The organism is Sulfuritalea sp., assembly GCF_031426875.1.
GTDB lineage: Bacteria > Pseudomonadota > Gammaproteobacteria > Burkholderiales > Rhodocyclaceae > Sulfuritalea.
Genome location: NZ_JASJPC010000005.1, coordinates 1 through 16,478, shown reverse-complemented (window position 1 = coordinate 16,478; position 16,478 = coordinate 1). Strand labels below are relative to the sequence as shown.

20 protein-coding genes are annotated in these 16,478 nt (G+C 61.1%); 8 read left to right on the top strand and 12 right to left on the bottom strand.

All coding sequences use genetic code 11. The features are described 5' to 3' along the window. Positions 1-36 precede the first annotated feature (36 nt). From RMO95_RS02575 to RMO95_RS02555, 5 genes are all read left to right on the top strand, one after another. Complete coding sequence (locus tag RMO95_RS02575; RefSeq protein ID WP_310449025.1) at positions 37-618, top strand: DJ-1/PfpI family protein; 582 nt, start codon at positions 37-39, stop codon at positions 616-618. An 86-nt stretch (positions 619-704) separates the two neighbouring features. After that, positions 705-1,115, top strand: coding sequence for a ribbon-helix-helix domain-containing protein (locus RMO95_RS02570; RefSeq protein ID WP_310449024.1), 411 nt, complete (start codon positions 705-707; stop codon positions 1,113-1,115). Positions 1,116-1,239: 124 nt separating this feature from the next. Further along, positions 1,240-2,814, top strand: coding sequence for a peptide chain release factor 3 (locus RMO95_RS02565; protein ID WP_310449023.1), 1,575 nt, complete (start codon positions 1,240-1,242; stop codon positions 2,812-2,814). Positions 2,815-2,869: 55 nt separating this feature from the next. Then, complete coding sequence (locus RMO95_RS02560) at positions 2,870-3,559, top strand: dienelactone hydrolase family protein (protein WP_310449022.1); 690 nt, start codon at positions 2,870-2,872, stop codon at positions 3,557-3,559. Between the two features lie 144 nt (positions 3,560-3,703). Beyond that, entirely contained in the window at positions 3,704-4,450 is a 747-nt protein-coding gene (locus RMO95_RS02555; RefSeq protein ID WP_310449021.1) for a helix-turn-helix transcriptional regulator, read from the top strand. A 40-nt stretch (positions 4,451-4,490) separates the two neighbouring features. Here RMO95_RS02555 and iaaH read toward each other — a convergent pair whose 3' ends face one another. Further along, positions 4,491-6,011 (bottom strand): indoleacetamide hydrolase, encoded by a 1,521-nt coding sequence (gene iaaH, locus RMO95_RS02550; protein WP_310449020.1) that lies wholly within the window; start codon positions 6,009-6,011, stop codon positions 4,491-4,493. A gap of 212 nt (positions 6,012-6,223) precedes the next feature. On the opposite strand from iaaH, the gene RMO95_RS02545 reads away from it, so the two are divergent. Next, a complete protein-coding gene (locus tag RMO95_RS02545) occupies positions 6,224-7,375 on the top strand; it encodes an acyl-CoA dehydrogenase (protein ID WP_310449019.1) in 1,152 nt (383 codons plus the stop codon). 57 nt (positions 7,376-7,432) lie between these two features. On the opposite strand, the gene RMO95_RS02540 is transcribed toward RMO95_RS02545, so the two are convergent. The 6 genes from RMO95_RS02540 to RMO95_RS02515 form a co-directional block, all read right to left on the bottom strand. Further along, entirely contained in the window at positions 7,433-8,464 is a 1,032-nt protein-coding gene (locus tag RMO95_RS02540; RefSeq protein ID WP_310449018.1) for a GSU2403 family nucleotidyltransferase fold protein, read from the bottom strand. A gap of 206 nt (positions 8,465-8,670) precedes the next feature. Next, entirely contained in the window at positions 8,671-9,609 is a 939-nt protein-coding gene (locus RMO95_RS02535) for an NAD(P)-dependent alcohol dehydrogenase (RefSeq protein WP_310449017.1), read from the bottom strand. A 267-nt stretch (positions 9,610-9,876) separates the two neighbouring features. Beyond that, a complete protein-coding gene (locus RMO95_RS02530; RefSeq protein ID WP_310449038.1) occupies positions 9,877-10,137 on the bottom strand; it encodes a type II toxin-antitoxin system RelE/ParE family toxin in 261 nt (86 codons plus the stop codon). 65 nt (positions 10,138-10,202) lie between these two features. Then, positions 10,203-10,487, bottom strand: coding sequence for a type II toxin-antitoxin system ParD family antitoxin (locus tag RMO95_RS02525; RefSeq protein ID WP_310449016.1), 285 nt, complete (start codon positions 10,485-10,487; stop codon positions 10,203-10,205). Positions 10,488-10,622: 135 nt separating this feature from the next. Continuing rightward, a complete protein-coding gene (locus RMO95_RS02520; RefSeq protein ID WP_310449015.1) occupies positions 10,623-11,279 on the bottom strand; it encodes a glutathione S-transferase family protein in 657 nt (218 codons plus the stop codon). A gap of 202 nt (positions 11,280-11,481) precedes the next feature. Then, positions 11,482-11,748, bottom strand: a complete 267-nt coding sequence (locus RMO95_RS02515; RefSeq protein WP_310449014.1) for a type II toxin-antitoxin system ParD family antitoxin — start codon at positions 11,746-11,748, stop codon at positions 11,482-11,484. Between the two features lie 233 nt (positions 11,749-11,981). Here RMO95_RS02515 and RMO95_RS02510 point away from each other — a divergent pair, with 233 nt between their 5' ends. Next, positions 11,982-12,278, top strand: coding sequence for a DUF6516 family protein (locus RMO95_RS02510; RefSeq protein WP_310449013.1), 297 nt, complete (start codon positions 11,982-11,984; stop codon positions 12,276-12,278). Further along, positions 12,275-12,628: a MarR family transcriptional regulator gene (locus RMO95_RS02505; RefSeq protein WP_310449012.1), complete on the top strand. Its 354-nt coding sequence runs from the start codon at positions 12,275-12,277 to the stop codon at positions 12,626-12,628. Before RMO95_RS02510 ends, RMO95_RS02505 begins: the two co-directional genes overlap by 4 nt. A gap of 101 nt (positions 12,629-12,729) precedes the next feature. Here RMO95_RS02505 and RMO95_RS02500 read toward each other — a convergent pair whose 3' ends face one another. The 5 genes from RMO95_RS02500 to RMO95_RS02480 all read right to left on the bottom strand — a co-directional run bounded on the left by RMO95_RS02500 (position 12,730) and on the right by RMO95_RS02480 (position 16,404). Continuing rightward, positions 12,730-13,026: a type II toxin-antitoxin system RelE/ParE family toxin gene (locus RMO95_RS02500; protein ID WP_310449011.1), complete on the bottom strand. Its 297-nt coding sequence runs from the start codon at positions 13,024-13,026 to the stop codon at positions 12,730-12,732. Continuing rightward, positions 13,014-13,298: a CopG family transcriptional regulator gene (locus RMO95_RS02495; RefSeq protein ID WP_310449010.1), complete on the bottom strand. Its 285-nt coding sequence runs from the start codon at positions 13,296-13,298 to the stop codon at positions 13,014-13,016. Before RMO95_RS02495 ends, RMO95_RS02500 begins: the two co-directional genes overlap by 13 nt. Before the next feature lie 166 nt (positions 13,299-13,464). Beyond that, a complete protein-coding gene (locus RMO95_RS02490; RefSeq protein WP_310449009.1) occupies positions 13,465-15,366 on the bottom strand; it encodes a hypothetical protein in 1,902 nt (633 codons plus the stop codon). After that, a complete protein-coding gene (locus tag RMO95_RS02485; RefSeq protein WP_310449008.1) occupies positions 15,353-15,859 on the bottom strand; it encodes an ABC-three component system middle component 5 in 507 nt (168 codons plus the stop codon). Before RMO95_RS02485 ends, RMO95_RS02490 begins: the two co-directional genes overlap by 14 nt. Further along, positions 15,853-16,404, bottom strand: coding sequence for an ABC-three component system protein (locus tag RMO95_RS02480; protein ID WP_310449037.1), 552 nt, complete (start codon positions 16,402-16,404; stop codon positions 15,853-15,855). Before RMO95_RS02480 ends, RMO95_RS02485 begins: the two co-directional genes overlap by 7 nt. Positions 16,405-16,478: the final 74 nt, after the last annotated feature.

The following is a 16,478-nucleotide window of genomic DNA, read 5'->3' as shown; positions in this document are numbered from 1 at the left end:
ATGACGCGGATGACCCGCAACAACCAGGAGAGAGACATGGCAGCCAAGAAAATACTGATGCTGGTCGGCGATTACGTCGAGGACTATGAAGTGATGGTGCCCTTCCAGGCGCTGCTGGCGGTAGGACACAGCGTGCACGCGGTTTGTCCGGACAAGCAGGCCGGCGACAGCGTCGCCACGGCGATCCACGATTTCGAAGGACAGCAGACCTATTCCGAAAAGCGTGGCCACAACTTTGCCCTCAACGCCAGTTTCGCCGACGCCAAGGCCGAAGACTACGACGCGCTGGTGATTCCCGGCGGCCGCGCGCCGGAATACCTGCGCCTGAACCCGCGGGTGCTCGACACGGTTCGTCACTTCTTCAGCGCCAACAAACCGGTGGCGGCGATCTGCCACGGCGCGCAGATCCTCGCCGCCGCCGGCGTGCTCAAGGGCCGGCGCTGCTCGGCCTACCCGGCCTGCAGCGCCGAGGTGGTTCTGGCCGGGGGGCAGTTCGCCGAGATCGCCATCGACGCCGCGGTCACCGACGGCAACCTGGTCACGGCGCCCGCCTGGCCCGCGCACCCGGCCTGGATCGGCCAGTTCCTCAAGCTGCTCGGCACCCGCATCGAGCTTTGACGCTTTCGCCGATCGCGGCAGCGGTGCTACATTGCGCAAGGAGGATGTGTCCGCATCCCCCTTGATCTTGCCGAGGAGGAAACGCGATGTGCAGGATTTTCATTACCGCCGACCCGGAGCTGTATCGCTGTCGTTCCCGTTCGCTGCGGCTCTCCGGCGTCGCCACCAGCATCCGCCTGGAAAACCTGTTCTGGCAGGTTCTGGAGGAAATCGGCGCACGCGACGGGCTCAGCGTGGGACAACTGATCACCCGCCTCTACGACGAACTCGCCGAGGCCGGCGGCCAGGCTGGCAACGACAGCGCCAACTTCACGTCCTTCCTGCGCGTCAGTTGCGGCCGCTATCTGGCCTTGCAACTGTCCGGCCGCATTCCGGCCGATACCGCAGTGCCGATCCGCTCGCTGGACGCGGACTGGGTGCTGGCCGGCGAAAAGGCCCGCCCCGGCGTTTTCAGCGCGCCGCCGCAAGGCACAGGCATGGCCCAGGCGACAGGCTGAACCAAAGGCGAGGCGCATCGCCGCCCCGCTGCATCGCCGTGTCGCCAGCGCCAACTCTCTGCATCCCTTGGGGAACCCGCGGCACCGTATAATCGCGGCCCTTCGCCCCGATATCCCTGCCGCCGTGTCCCAGCTCGACCTCGAAACCGCCCGCCGCCGCACTTTCGCCATCATTTCCCACCCCGATGCGGGCAAGACCACGCTGACCGAAAAGCTGCTGTGGTTCGGCGGCGCGATCCAGGTCGCCGGCGAAGTCCGCGCGCGGAAGGCCAGCCGCCACGCCACCTCGGACTGGATGGAACTCGAAAAGCAGCGCGGCATCTCGGTCACCAGCTCGGTGATGCAGTTCCCCTACCGCGAGTGCATGGTCAACCTGCTCGACACGCCGGGCCACGAGGACTTCTCGGAAGACACTTACCGCACGCTGACCGCGGTCGACTCCGCGGTCATGGTGATCGATTCGGTCAATGGCGTCGAGGCCCAGACCATCAAGCTGCTCAACGTCTGCCGCCTGCGCGACACGCCGATCCTGACCTTCATCAACAAGCTCGACCGCGAAGGCCGGCCGCCGATCGAACTGCTCGACGAGATCGAGTCGGTGCTCGACATCCAGTGCGCGCCGATGACCTGGCCGATCAGCATGGGCAAGCGCTTCCGCGGCGTCTATCACCTCTACGACGACAGCATCAGCTTCTTCGACCCGCAGGCGGAGAAAGGCACGGCCGAAGTCATCAAGGGCCTCGACAATCCGCGCCTCGACGAGCTGATCCCCGACCAGGCCGAGGAACTGCGCATGGAAGTCGAGCTGGTGCGCGGCGCCTCGCATGCCTTCGACCGCGAGGCCTACCTGGCCGGCAAGCAGACGCCGGTGTATTTCGGCTCGGCGATCAACAATTTCGGCGTGCAGTCCCTGCTCGACGCCGTGGTCGAACTCTCGCCGCCGCCGCAGCCGCGCGCCACCGAGTCGCGCCTGGTGCAGCCCGGCGAGCCGAAGTTCACCGGCTTCGTCTTCAAGATCCAGGCCAACATGGACCCCAAGCACCGCGACCGCATCGCCTTCGTCCGCGTCTGCTCGGGCAAGTTCGAACGCGGCATCAAGCTGCGCCAGCGCTCGACCGGCAAGACCCTGGCGGTGAACAACGCCATCACCTTCATGGCCCAGGACCGCAACACCACCGACGAAGCCTGGCCCGGCGACATCCTCGGCATCCCCAACCACGGCACGGTGCTGCTCGGCGACGCCTTCAGCGAAGGCGAGGACCTCAAATTCACCGGCATTCCCTGCTTCGCCCCCGAGCATTTCCGCCGCGCCCAGATCCGCAACCCGATGAAAATGAAGCAGCTGCAGAAAGGCCTGCAGCAGCTCGCCGAGGAAGGCGCGACCCAGTTGTTCCGGCCGATCCACAGCAACGACCTGATCCTCGGCGCGGTCGGCACGCTGCAGTTCGACGTGGTCGCCCACCGCCTCGAATTCGAGTACGGCGTCGATGTCATGTTCGAACCCTACCCGGTCGCCACCGCGCGCTGGCTGCGCGGCGACGACCAAGCGATACGCGCCCTGGCCGACAAGGCCGGCGTCAATGTGGCGCTCGACGGCGCCGGCGATTACGTCTATCTGGCGCCCAACCGCGTCAACCTGTCGATGACGCAGGAGCGCCACCCGGAAGTGAAGTTCCTCGAAACCCGCGAGATTCACTGAGCATGCCCCGCCGCGGCGCGCGCAGCGATGTCGCCGCAAGCACAAGGAATACCGAATGGACCCGCTGCTGCCCGCCATCGAAATAGAAACCACCGCAGCGCCCCGGTTTTCAGTGATCTGGATGCACGGCCTGGGCGCCGACGGATCGGATTTCGAACCCGTGGTGCCGGAACTCGGCCTGGACCACGGCCCCGGCATGCGTTTCATTTTTCCTCACGCACCCGCCATACCGGTGACCTGCAACGGCGGCTACGTCATGCCGGCCTGGTACGACATCATTTCGCTGGACAGCAGCAGCCGCACCGTCGATGAAGCCGGCATCGTCCGTTCGCGGCAAGCGATCCGAGACCTCATGGCACGCGAGAACCAGCGCGGCGTGCCTTGCTCGCGCATCTTCCTCGCGGGCTTTTCGCAAGGCGGCGCGATTGCCTACACCACGGCGCTGACCCATGCCGAGCCCCTGGCCGGCGTGATTGCGCTATCGACCTATATGCCGACCCAGAAGCTGATTGCCGACGAGGCGGCGGCCGTCAACCAGGCGCTGCCGATCTTCGCGGCCCACGGCAGCGAAGACGACGTGGTATCGATCGAACTGGGCATCCGCGCCAGGGATTTCCTGACGGCTCGCGGCCACCGGGTCGAGTGGCACGAATACCCGATGCCGCATTCGATTTGCATCGAAGAAATACATGACGTGGGGCAATGGCTGAAGCAAGCGATGACGGGCGTATCAAACCGGTCCTGACGCCAGCCGGCACAAGCTTCCATCCGTTTCAGGCCAACCAGCCGCTTTCGCCGGCCGCAAGCGCCGTACCATAAGCGCCGTACCGCCAGCGCCAACTCTTCCCCCGCGTTGCAAGCGCGCCGACACTCGCCTACACTTGTCCGCATGTACCTGACGGCCTCGGAAAGTCGCGCCCTCTCCCGCCTCTTCGGTCTGCTGGCCGAAGACATGGCGGAACGCGAAGTGCGGCAACAGATAGGCTACGGCCTGCTCGACATGTTGCGTGCCGACCACTTCGCATCCTTCATCTGGGACGACGCGACGCATCGCTTCGACGCTTGCGTGTCGATCAACATGAACGCGGACACGCTGGGAACCTACGACAGCCATTTCCAGTTCCACGATCCGATCACCTTCAAGCTGCAGGCGCGGCGCGTACCCACGCTGGTCACCCAGGTGATGCCGCAGAACGAGCTGATGCGCACCGAGTTCTTCAACGACTTCCTGGCGCGCGACGGCCTGCACTGGGGCGTCAATTCCTACAGCTACGCGGGCGAGCGCAGCATCGGCGACCTGCGCATCTGGCGCGGCAAGCACCGCGACAACTTCGACGGCCACACGCTCGACCTGCTGCGCCTGATCGAGCCCGCGTTCGCCGGCGCCCTGCGGCGCGTGTCGCTGCGCGCCCCCGGCGCGATCGACATTGCCGGCCCGGAAATGGCGTCGCTGTCCTCGCGCGAACTCGCCGTCGCGCAGATGGTCGGCGAAGGCCTGACCGACAAGCAGATCGCGCAGCGCCTGGACGTCGAGCTGTCGACGGTGCGCACCTACCTCAAGCGCAGCTTCCTCAAGCTCGGGGTGAACCGCCGCGGCGGGCTCGCGACGGCGGTCGGCCGCCTCAAGCGCAACTAACGCCGGCCCCGCGCAGGCAATGCCGGGCCGGCGTGCCGGATCAGCGCCTGGCCGGCGCCGGCAGGCGCCCGAAAACCCCCTCCAGCGCCAGCCCGATGGCGATCAGCCGACGATCGCTGCCGGCCGGGCCGTCGAGTTCGAGGCCGACCGGAAGCTTGCTGCCATCCCCCAGCGCCAGCGGAATCTGCAGGCCGGGGATGCCGGCATTGCTGCCCGGATCGGTGTTCTGGATGTATAGGCCGAAGTTGGCCAGGCTGCTGGAATCCGGATTCGCGGCGATGGCCACCTTCGGCACCGTGGGAAAAACGATGGCATCGAGCTTGTGGCGGCGGAACGTGTCCTTGTACAGCTTTTGCAGCGCCGGGCGGCTCGTCTTGAGCGCGGCATCGTAGGCCGGTTTGGCGTCGACCAGCGTGTTGTTGGGTCCGGGCAGCTTGCGCGGAATCACCAGCCCATCGTAGGTGCCTTTCACGTCGGGGCTGGCGATGCCCTTGGCCAGTTCCTCGATCGAGATGCCGGCGCCGCTTTTCTTCAGGTAGCCCACCATGTCGTCGTAGGCCTCGTAAAGCGCCACCGGGAAGCCTATCGCGCCATTCAGCTCGGCCAGTTGCGGCATCTCGACATCGACCACCGTCACGCCGGCGCCCTTCATCCTGGCGATGGCGGCGTCGATCGCCGCCTTGGTGTCGGCATCCAGGTTGGCCTGGGTCGAGGCGACCACGCCGACGCGCACTTTCTTCAGGTCCGCCGCCCGCGCCGCCTTGCCGCCGCCGATCAGCCGGTCGAGCAGTTCCACGTCGGCCATGGCAACGCCCATCGGCCCCGCCGTGTCGCGCGTATGCGAGATCGGCGCGATGCCCGCCTGCGAATAGCGGCCGACCGTCGGCCGCAGCGAGGCACAGCCGTTCAGGGCGCAGGGAATGCGCAGCGAACCGCCGGTATCGGTGCCCAGGCCCGCGGCGACGATGCGCGCGCCGATCGCCGCGCCGCTGCCCGAGGAGGACCCGCCGGCAATCCGGGCCGGATCGTAGGCATTCCTCACGCCCCAGTCCGCCCCGGTCTTGAACGCGGCGTTGTAGCCGGAAATGCCGAAGGCCAATTCGTGCATGTTGGTCTTGCCGAGGACGATGGCCCCCGCCTTGCGCAGTTTGGCGACGACCGGCGCGTCGGCCCTGGGCACGAAATTCTTCAGCGCCGGCGTGCCCGCGGTCGCCGGCAGGCCGGCCACCTGGATGTTGTCCTTGACCACCACCGGCACGCCGCCCAGCGGCAGGCAGGCCTTGCCCTTGCCGCGCGCGGCATCCGCCGCCCTGGCCGCCTTGAGGGCGCCGGCCTCGTCCAGGGTGATGAAGGCATTCAGGTCCGCGCGCGACCGGGCGCGCTCCAGTGCGGCCGTAACCAGCGCTTCGCTGGTGTATTTCCCGGCGCACAAATCGGCGGCGGCCTGGGTCGCCGTCAGCGCATCGAGATCGGGTTGCGCCGCCGCCAGCGGCGTGGTCGCCGCGCAAGCGGCAGTGGCGAAGATGCTCGCGGTCAGGCGTGAAATGTGGGGATTGCGCATGCTGTGTGCTCCTGCAATGGATGGTCGTCGAGCCCGGTACGGATGCCGGACCTGTCGCAGATTCTCGGCCAGGAGAGGCAGGATGTATGTCCCCATTTCGGAGGACAGTGGCGGCGATTCGGCCCGAAACCCATATCGCGCCCCGGGGTCTTGTGCCGCATAATGATTACCGCCGCGCACCCACCAGCGACAAGGAGTAGATGACATTGGCCTTGACAAGCGAACTGCCCTTCTTTGAAGCGCGACACCGCGAACTGGAGGCCTCGTTTCGTGCCTGGGTCGCGGCCCATCTCACCCACTTTGAAGCCAATGAGGGAGGCGACGGCCAGGTCGCCAGAGAGATATTTCGTCTCCTTGCCAGGGACGGCTGGCTACCGGCAACGGTCGCGCCGCAAGCCGGTGGGCTGCAGGGAAGCATCGACCTGCGCGGCGTTTGCCTGATGCGCGAGATTCTCGGTTACAGCTCCGCCATCGCCGACGTGGCGTTTTCCGAACCATGGCTGGCGGCGCTGCCGATTGCCCTGTACGGCTCGGCGGAGCAGAAACGCTGGCATCTTGAAGCACTCTGCGCGGGAACCTGCCTGCCCGCGTTCGCGCTCTCCGAGCCCGAGGCCGGGTCGGACGTGGCGGCGATCAAGACCACGGCGACTCCGTCGGACGGAGGCTATCTGCTCAATGGTCGCAAGACATGGACCTCGAATTCGGGTTTCGCCGATCTCTACGTGGTTTTCGCTCGCACCGACGGCGAATCCGGCAATCACGGCATCTCGGCATTCCTCGTCGATGGCCGTGCGCCGGGAATTGAACTGCAGGAGCGGCTTCGCGTCATGCCGCCGCACACCGTCGGTACCCTTCGCTACGAGAATTGTTTCGTTCCCGCGACATCGATCCTGGGCGAATCGGGGCAGGGATTCGCCATCGCAATGCACGCACTTGAACTGTTCCGTCCGACGGTCGGTGCAGCAACGCTGGGTATTGCCCGACGCGCGATGGACGAAGCCATAACCCGGAGCATGGAACGGGTGGCGTTCAGGAAACCCATTGCCGAACATCAACTGATCCAGGCGAAACTGGCGGATATGGCCGTCAAGACAGAAGCGGCGGCACTCCTCGTATATCGGGCCGCATGGGGCCACGATGTCGGTTCCGCTACCGTCGGGCGAGACGCTTCGATTGCGAAGCTCTACTCCTCGGAAATCGCCCAGGAAGTGGTGGATCAGGCGCTTCAGATTTTTGGTGGATTGGGCGTGGTCGAGGGTACAACCGTCGAACGCCTGTATCGGCACGTTCGCGCTTTTCGTATCTTCGACGGAACGAGCGAGATACAGAAGCTGATCATCGCCAGACACCTGCTCAAGAGGTAAATTGGTAGCGGGAGGCCCGGAGATGCGAGCAGCATCAGGCGTCGCGGTTGCTCGACTTCAGGCGGCCAGCACTTCCCGCAGGACATCACAGAGTTCGGGATGATCCGCCGACTGTTCAAGCAATGTCTTGGCATGTGGCCGGATCGCCTTGAGCATGTCATCCGGCGCGGCCCGACCGGCTTTCTTCAATGCGCGCGCATCGTCGCTCGCCAACGCCGCGGCAAGCGTCAGCGCCTGGCTTCGGTCCTTGGCTGCCTTCTCGGGAAAGCCGCGACGCCTGGCACTTGAATACAACTTGTGCCACACCATGCGCACCGCCTGCGGCAGCCTGACCGGAACGCATTGCGCACCGGCAAGCATGGCGGCCTGTTCAGGTGCCGCCAGCAAATAATCGTAAAAGGGAATGCTTTTCGCGGCCCATTGCAACTCGGGTACGCGAACAATCGCACCCAGGGTTTTGCCGTGCACCAGCATGTCGACGCGCAAACCATCGACGCCGGGCAACTTGACCGAAGTCGAAGGCTTGCTCGAAGGCAAACCCGGCACCGCAAAAAAAGGCAATCCAGTCGCCTGCATCGTCCGCATGAAAGGTACGGGCAACGCCAGTTTCAACTGCTGCCTGCGAGCAAGATCGATATCCTGGGTGCGCGACGCCACCGCTCTCACGCCCAACTCGTTGAGCCACGCCATGTAGCCCAGGGTACCGACCAATACCAATCCGGCCTCAAAAGCACCCTGATTGTGCAATTCCACCAGCACGCGCGCCACGGCCTTGTCAGCCACCTGAAAACCCAGCTTGCGCAGCGCCGACACCTGATCCGACGCCCAGCCGGAGAAATCCATGCGCGCCCTCATCGCTTCCAGCGCTGCGCTATCCCCGTCCTTGCAAACCAGCGTTTCCGATTGCTTGCGCGGCACGGAATAATAAACGCGATACCAGTAGGAAAAGCCGGTGCCGGAACGCAACGCAAGCGTCCCCGGCGACCCCGGCAGCAAAAGACCCGCGCCAAGCGTGCGCTCCTTCAACTCCGCGTACTGCGTGCGGAAGGCAAGTTCATGCTGGCGGAAATGAAGCGCGTCAACGGGCATGGCGGCAAGATGCGGTGAAATGCTTACCCAACGAATTTATAATTCATTGGGTAAATATATCAGCATCGCCCGAAATCCGCTTGCGTGGTGGATCAGCTCGCGCTGTGCGAGTTCGACCGCCTTTGCCTGCCGCCGGTCATGACGCCGGCGCATCCGGATCGGGATCGAACACCGCGTCGATGGCTTGACCCCGACCATGCAGGTACTCATGGATTCACGCGCACGCAAATCTTGCCGCTGACCTTGCCTTCCTGCATCCGACGCTGAGCGGCGCCTACCTGGCCCAAGTCCACGATTTCGCTGATGCGCGGCGTGATTACGCCATCGGCCGCCAGTGTCGCCAGGCGCCCAAGCAGTTCGGCATCGGTCTTCAGCAGGTATGGCACGCAGCGTTGCCGGGATGTCAGCCGGGCAACCAGCGCCGCCAGGTACAAAGCCGCGCTCGGCATGGTGTTGATGTAGATGCCCCCGACCTTCAGGCACGGTCTTGAACTTGCAAATGATGCGCTGGCGGCAGCATCGAAGATCACATCGAAGCGATCGCCGCAGTTCTGCCAATTGTCGGTCTTGTAGTCGATGACGCGGTCGGCGCCGATGGAGCGGACATAGGCGATATTGGCTGTGCTGCACACCCCGGTGATGCGAGCGCCGATCGACCGGGCCAGTTGCACGGCGCTGGAACCCACGGCGCCGGATGCCCCTGTGATCAAAACCGATTGGCCGCGCTGGAGTTGTGCAATGTCGGCAAGTGCCTGCAAAGCGGTGCCGGAAGCCACCGGCAAACTGGCGGCCACTTCATCGCTCAGAGCCTCGGGAATGGGTGCGATCAGATCGGTCGACAGCACGACAAACTGCGCGCACGATCCCTCGCCACCCAATGGATCGACAGAACCGAATACGCGTTGCCCGATGGCATAGCCGTGCACATTCGCGCCCAGGGCAGTGATTTCGCCGGCGAAGTCTTTTCCCGTAATTGCAGGGCGCTTGGGCCGCCCCACCATGCGCAGCATGCCACTGCGCAGCTTGAAATCCACCGGATTCAAGCTGGCCATATGGACGCGCACCTGGACCTGGCCGCTGGCGGGTTGCGGCGTGGGAACTTCACACAGCGACAAGACCGATTCATCGCCGAAATGGTGGTACATGACTGCCTGCACTGGACTCTCCAAGGGTGAAGCCGCCGCTGGCCGTCGGCGACATTACGGTCCAAGCTTTTCCACATCCTGCCACTAATCGGATCGATTGCGGTCGGTGACATGGGATCGGCTGACCTCATATCACTTGCTCGATTCAGTCTTCTTCCTCGCCCCAATAGCCCGCTTCGCGCTGATGGCGGATTGCGAGAATCAGCACCGCGGCCTGCGCTTCCTCCAGGCTGTAGAGCGCGGCATAGCCGGTGCGACCGCGGGATCTCAGTGCGCGTCGGGCTCGTGCATCCACGCCGGGATGTCGCGCTGGCCATGCAATACGCGCCAGACCTCGACGTGATCGGTATGCTCGAAGTAGAAGACCAAGTGCGGGAAACGGGTCAGCGGCCAAAAACGCAGGCCGGGCAGATTCAACTCGTGCGCGTAACGGGGTGATCCGCTGGCCGGATGACGGCCGATATGCGTGTAGGCCCGCTCCAGCGCATCAATGAAGCTCAGCGCGGCTTGGTCCGCACCCTCGTCCAGGTAGCAAGCGATGGTCTAGGCGACATCTCGATTGGCCAGCTCACGCGGGATTACCGGTTTCAACTTCACCCGCGAGCGCGTTGGCGGACACGTCCGCGCAGCGTCGCGAAATAGGCAGCATCGGCTGGCGCCGCCACCACCGATTCCGCACCGGCCAGGAGGATATTTCGCAGCTGCAGCCGATCCTGGTCGCGGCGGATCAGTTCCAGCACATATTCGCTGCTGGTGCCGTAGCCGCGCTGGTCGACTTGCTCGTCGACAAAGGCCTTGAGCGAATCAGGCAAGGAAATGTTCATCGTGCTCATGGGGCGAGACTGGAATATTTGGCAAAATTTTGCAAGCGCCAGCATTATCGGTCCGCGTCGAGACGGGCTACGAGTTCACGGACCTCGACGCGCTGCTGGAAGTCCCCGGTGGGACGCGGCGATTCGAGGTGTCGCCGAAGCAAATCACTCCGACCCCAAATCGCCCTTGGCGACCGCGGACTATTTCGGCTTGTAGGTAGCGAGGTCGATGCCTTCGCGCGCCATCGCCGCTGCTACCGGCGGCTGCGCGGCGACGCGGGCGACATAGGTTTGGTAGGCCGGCAGCGAGGCCGGATCGATACCGCCGAGCCCGCCCCAGCGCAGGAATGTCAGCGCATAGGCATCGACGAAGGAAAGCCGGTCGCCGAGCAGGAAGGGGCCGGCCTGCTGCGCCAGGGTCTGGATGCGTTCCAGGCACTCGCGGAACGCCGCCACGGCGGTGTTGCGGACATCCGCCTGGGCGGCTTCGCTCGCCGCGAACTTGGCCGGGCGGAAAATATGCGTGAAGGTCGGATGCACGGTGTTGTTCATCCAGGCGAACAGCGACATCGCCTGCGCCCGCTGCCAGCTATCGCTCGGCAGCAGCCCGGCCTGGGGAAAGCGCCGGTCGAGGTAATCGCAAATCGCCACGATCTGGTTCAGCGGCTTGCCGTCGACCACCAGCAGCGGCACCTGGCCCAACTGGTTCAGCGCCAGGTATTCCGGCGTGTGCTGCTCGCCCTTGTGCAGCTTCACCGTCTGGCTTTCGATTTCCTCGCCCGTGGCAGCCTTGATCGCCTCGATCCCGACATGGGGTACGAAAGAACAGGCGCCGGGGCCGTAGTAGAGCTTAATCATGAGCAGTCTCCTCTGGGGTCGTGAAATGGACGCAGCGGCGAATTCTCGCACGGGCCGACGGAGGATCGCGAGAGGCTACGGAGCCGGCGCAATACGAATCAGGAGTCTCCAGCAGCGTAGCGCCGGCGCCTGCGCGTGTTCAGAAAAATGGAAGGCCCAAGCCGTATCGATTCTGGATTCAGGTCAGGCGTGGCGCGCCATCCTACGACTTGGCGGCGACTGGCTTGGCCTGGCGCCTGGCGCGCCCAGCACTCTTGACGCTCGCGGCATCCCAGGACGTTGCCGAACCGCTATCTACACCGGCACGGACGTCCTGGCGCAACTGCGCCAACTTTGCCGCGCGCAGATGATCCTGTTCATCCATGAGACGCAAGGCTTCGCGCACCACCTCGCTGGCCGACGTGTAAAGCCCCGAGCTGACTTTTTGCCGCACCATTTCTTCAAGGTGCGGAGTGAGATTGACATTCATGCCCATGTTCGATTCCTCGCTGTGCCGGCCGCCTGACGACGACCATTCGCGACAATGCTATCAAATATTGTCAAAGATCGACATATTCGCCGGCGACTCCCAGGACAGACGTTGAAAAGTCGACGCTGGCGACACGGTGATTCGAGCTTTCAAGTAAGCAAATCGAGCTGGCCCCATAGCGCCATCGGTCAGGAGATATATTTCCTATTGTACATAGGCTATATATTGCTATCATGCAATACATGAAAGCCACGCTGATCGCCCAGGCGAAGGAAGTTCGCGACGATGGATCGATCGTCGAGATCGTGGTTTGGGAACTGGCCGAGCCCTTGCCACCATGCGCCCATCCGTACAAGTACCGGCTGTTCTTTGGCGCGGCCGGCGAATGCTTCGTGCGCTACGACAACGAACGCGGCAAGGGCGATCATCGGCACGCCAGCGGCGTCGAGACGAGCTACGAGTTCACCGACCTCGACGCGCTGCTGGCCGACTTCGAACGCGACGTGACGAACTGGAGGGACAAGCAATGAAAGCCATCATCGAAGTTGGCAGCAAAGGGACCGTATTCAAGGCCGCGCGGGAACAACTCGCGCAGAAGGAACGTGGCCGGACCCCGGACTACCGCCTTTCCTTCGAGTCGGCACGCATGCTGTTCGCCGAGCTGACTCCCGCCCGCCTGGATCTCCTCAACACCCTACGCGGCATGGGTCCGGCGAGCGTGTATGCGCTGGCCAAGACTGCCGGGCGCAATTACTCGAATGTCCACGCCGATGTTGCCCGCCTCGTCGAACTGGGGCTGATCGAACGCACCGACGACGACATGGTGACCGTTCCCTTCGATGCCGTCGAGATTCGCATGGCATTGGCTCGGGCTGCTTGAAAATACTGGAGCCCGCGCGTTTATCGGTGGATCGTTCAAGAGTTGGCGCTGGCGATGCGGCGATTCGGGGTGTCAAAAGATCAAATCAAGCTGCTCCCAAATCACTCGGCCCAGTAGCCCGCTTCGCGCTGATGGCGGATCGCGAGAATCAGCACCGCATCCTGCGCTTCCTCGTAACTGTTGAGCGCGACATAGCCGGTGCGGCCGCGGGATATCACCAGTTCCCGCAAGGAAAACTCGACAGGACGACCGATCAGCGGGTGGCGAGCCAGCAAGCCGACGGCTTCCTCGATCAGTCCCACCGTCTCAAGCGCCGCCTTCGGATCGGCCTCGATCAAGAAGTCAGTCAGCCTTTCGAGATCGACCAGGGCCCTCCCCGAATAGCTCAGCTTCGCCAAGACCCGGCCTTCGGCTTGGCGGCCTTGCCGCCGGCAATGCGCGCTTTCAGGTAAGCATGAACCTCGGCGGCGTCGTAGCCCTTGCCGGTCTTCAGCATCTGTTCCCGCGCCGCCAGCGCCTCGGCCACGAAGCCGGCCCGCTGTTCAGCCGCCGTGGCCGCCTGCTCGATCGCATGGACCATGAAGGCGTGCGGCGACACGCCGATCTTCTCGGCTGCGGCGACGGCGCGCTGCTTGAGTTCGTCGGGAAGTTTCAGCGATGTGGTGGACATGGTTGGTCACCTTTGTACGCGGGTGACACCATGGTAACACCTGCGGGGCGGGAGTAGCGCGAGAATGGAAAGTCGGCGCTCGCGAGACGGCGGATTGAGCCTTCGAAAAAGAAAATCAAGCTGATCCCATATCGCCTTTTGATCTCGTATCGCCCCGATCGAGAAATTACAGTCGAATCGACTTTTCGATATGAGAATAGGCAGGACCAACAACATATTTTGCGTTCTCCAAATCCGGGCAGATTTGGGATGTTGTTAAGAATATCTGGTGATCAACCTGAATTGAATCCGACTCGGACCTAATTATTCTCTGAAAATTGTAGCTTCGATCGGTCTCCATTCCACCGTCTTCAATGCCATCCAGAATCACAAGTCTGGGAAATCGAAATAGCGGTGACTTGGTTGATGCAAGCAACAATGCTAGGTGAAAGCTATGGCGTAGATAAACCATGGAGCTTGCAGAAAACTGCCTCTGTCCGTCAATGCTGATGCGATTTGCTGCGAAATCAATATCTATTGATTCGGCTGAAGTAAATTCAGTTTGCCTTTCTAAGTCGCTCTTAAGGAGGTTTTTCAGACAATTCGCCACCTCCAAATATGCCCTTTGCCTCCTTACGGTCTGCTCATTTCGCACACCATCAATACGTCCCTTTACCCATGCAAGGTCAGATTCAATTCCTGCAGCTTTTTCGTTCTGACTGTTCAGTAACTCCGCAAGCTTAAGCAGTTCTGACGTGTGCTTTAGCTCTTGCTCTGTCCGACCAATTTCACGCGACATCTGCTGCATAGCAATCTGTGAAGCTGGGCGCCAACTTCTGCTGTTACTACCAAATTCACGCTCTGCTTCCTTTGCCCGAATCTCAATGGCTGGAATTTGGCGAACGATATCATCCAACTCAGTACGCTGAGACTCCCGAATAGCCGTCGACTCCCTTATTTGTAGCGCAAGCTCATTTCGCATGCGTGCCAACTGCGACTTAGCGGAATCCTTTGTGATCGATGACTTACATAAGGAACACGACTCAGCCGAACTGAGCTGTGGATCAATTTTTGAGAAGCAAGCAGGGCAAAATGAAAATACTGCTGATCCCAAATGAGCTTCCGCAGTAATTGACTCGTTGAGGCTCACGATACGTTCTTCAAGTTCGGATAAAAATAAGGCTGAGTCGGCAATCTCACTCTCAAGTTCCTGCCTGCGCCGCTTTAGGGACGAGAGCTGAGCCAAGGTGCTATCCAGTTCTTTACGGAGCCTGTTGTCTTCGTCAGACGCAGATGGAGAATCCAATTCTTCATAACTCTGGCTATCTAGCTTTCTGTGACACTCAACCAACTCAGCTGAGAGACTACTTAGGCGCTCCCTAAGAAAATCGAGTGATATCTCGGTGCCAGAGGATCCAAAGGCAGCATAGATCGTACGAATTCCACTTCTAATTTCGGCCAGCTGCTTTTCGAGCACGCTTTCGCGAAGCTTAAGCTCATATAGTTCATTCCCATCGATGCCAAGCAGATAGTCACCGACTGCTGCGCGTGTAATCGCAGGATCAAACTTCTCTGATCTAAATAGCTCACCCGAGGGTGTCTCCTGATCTGAATAGATCAGCCGGAGCAACTGATGAATCGAAATGTTCTCTCCGCTATCCCCTCTCAACTCTGGCATTTCTAGAGCTCTGAACAGAATTTGAGAAAAGCTCTCCTTTGACTCACTTCTTCGATAAGGAAAGCGCTGCCAATTGCTTTCCTTGTCAGTGACTAACGCCTCTTCGAGGCCCCCCCAAAAAATTGACATCGGAGTTTGCGGAGCAGCAGAGATAGAACGCCGGAGTGTAAGAACCACTCCATTTGTAGTTATTTCTAACAGGGACTCGTCACAAAGTAGCGCCGTTTGATTGAAACGAATACTTTCTGAGCCAAGTGTGAACGCGATGAACCGTACGATCGTGGTTTTTCCAGCGCTATTTTCGCCACGTAAAACATTTAAACCAGCGTGAAACTGAACATCTACCACTGGCTTTCCGCGCCTCCTGATCACTAAACGGCGAATACCTATCGTTGGCTTAAATTGGGTCATATCGATGCTCCATTAGACCCGAACGGTCCTTAAGCCCGCTCGGACCCAGGAGTGGAATTGCTGTGAGCTCTTTAACAATAAACTCTCGTATCGGCCTTTGCCTAGCAACGAAGCTTTCGATCGTCGCTCGCAGCGCTTCAGGTAAATCACTCGAGCTTCTCGCGAGGACACCCTTTTTCTCTTCCTGATCATCCAAGAAACCAGCCGCAATCAAACTCGATACCGCAGCTTGAAAAATTGGCCGCATACGCTCAAAGGCTGCTCGCTGCTTCAATGGATTTCGATACGGGTTAATTAAACCACGTGAAATCTTACGAATTCTTAGATGATCGGAGGACAACCGCATATCCGCGATTGTTGCAGGGAAGGCCAGATAGTAGTCGGCAATTCGAACGCTCTCAACGGGCAATGACTTAGCATTACAGCGCTCCAAAATGGAGAGAATTCGTATGGAGCAATGATACGGATCTAGCGTCGGATCGTAGATCAACACGGATCCCACCTGATGTGGCAATTGCCACCCAAGAAATATAGCAGGCTCTGAATCTCGACCTTATCGAGCATCAGTGGATTATCTTCGAGTGCTTTAAGCGTCGGAGAGATTACGTTGTCCAGAATCGCCTTATCAACTTGCGCGCGATCAACCCCACTCTGAATCATTGGCCGAACCGTTTGCTCGAAGTTAACCACAATTTCCGCAAGCAAATAGGCAAATATCATCTGCGCAGTTTTTGAGCCTTGGTTGCGCATGATCAGTTTGTATGCAGCTTGTTTTCGTGCCAATGCCTCTTCAAGAAGATCGGCCCGCCCGGAACTAGTTAGTTTGTCTTCCAGACTTCGAACATCGGATGAAGTGCTGTTAGAAAACCAATGCTCAAGCTTGTCGATCAATGATGAAAGCGTCTGGTCCGTTGCCGCCTCAGATCGATATTGCTCGACCAAAGCGGTCATTGGAGTACGCGGACTAGGAAGTTGGTAAGAGTTATTTATATCGCGACCAGCGAGATCGCGCCCTGCTTTATTCCCTAGCTGGTTCATCACGAGTCAGTTTGAAGATCCTAGGGTCTGTTCTCAATCATGCGGACAGTGCTATGCCATATGCAACTGAGGTC

What these genes read in the sequence shown, in the direction of transcription:
- RMO95_RS02575 (WP_310449025.1), top strand. Translation starts at nt 37, where the DNA reads ATGGCAGCCAAGAAAATACTGATGCTGGTCGGCGATTACGTCGAGGAC.
- RMO95_RS02490 (WP_310449009.1), bottom strand. Translation starts at nt 15,366, where the DNA reads ATGACCCAATTTAAGCCAACGATAGGTATTCGCCGTTTAGTGATCAGG.
- RMO95_RS02535 (WP_310449017.1), bottom strand. Translation starts at nt 9,609, where the DNA reads ATGTACCACCATTTCGGCGATGAATCGGTCTTGTCGCTGTGTGAAGTT.
- RMO95_RS02560 (WP_310449022.1), top strand. Translation starts at nt 2,870, where the DNA reads ATGGACCCGCTGCTGCCCGCCATCGAAATAGAAACCACCGCAGCGCCC.
- iaaH (WP_310449020.1), bottom strand. Translation starts at nt 6,011, where the DNA reads ATGCGCAATCCCCACATTTCACGCCTGACCGCGAGCATCTTCGCCACT.
- RMO95_RS02540 (WP_310449018.1), bottom strand. Translation starts at nt 8,464, where the DNA reads ATGCCCGTTGACGCGCTTCATTTCCGCCAGCATGAACTTGCCTTCCGC.
- RMO95_RS02520 (WP_310449015.1), bottom strand. Translation starts at nt 11,279, where the DNA reads ATGATTAAGCTCTACTACGGCCCCGGCGCCTGTTCTTTCGTACCCCAT.
- RMO95_RS02570 (WP_310449024.1), top strand. Translation starts at nt 705, where the DNA reads ATGTGCAGGATTTTCATTACCGCCGACCCGGAGCTGTATCGCTGTCGT.
- RMO95_RS02525 (WP_310449016.1), bottom strand. Translation starts at nt 10,487, where the DNA reads ATGCTGGCGCTTGCAAAATTTTGCCAAATATTCCAGTCTCGCCCCATG.
- RMO95_RS02480 (WP_310449037.1), bottom strand. Translation starts at nt 16,404, where the DNA reads ATGAACCAGCTAGGGAATAAAGCAGGGCGCGATCTCGCTGGTCGCGAT.
- RMO95_RS02510 (WP_310449013.1), top strand. Translation starts at nt 11,982, where the DNA reads ATGCAATACATGAAAGCCACGCTGATCGCCCAGGCGAAGGAAGTTCGC.
- RMO95_RS02505 (WP_310449012.1), top strand. Translation starts at nt 12,275, where the DNA reads ATGAAAGCCATCATCGAAGTTGGCAGCAAAGGGACCGTATTCAAGGCC.
- RMO95_RS02515 (WP_310449014.1), bottom strand. Translation starts at nt 11,748, where the DNA reads ATGAATGTCAATCTCACTCCGCACCTTGAAGAAATGGTGCGGCAAAAA.
- RMO95_RS02495 (WP_310449010.1), bottom strand. Translation starts at nt 13,298, where the DNA reads ATGTCCACCACATCGCTGAAACTTCCCGACGAACTCAAGCAGCGCGCC.
- RMO95_RS02555 (WP_310449021.1), top strand. Translation starts at nt 3,704, where the DNA reads ATGTACCTGACGGCCTCGGAAAGTCGCGCCCTCTCCCGCCTCTTCGGT.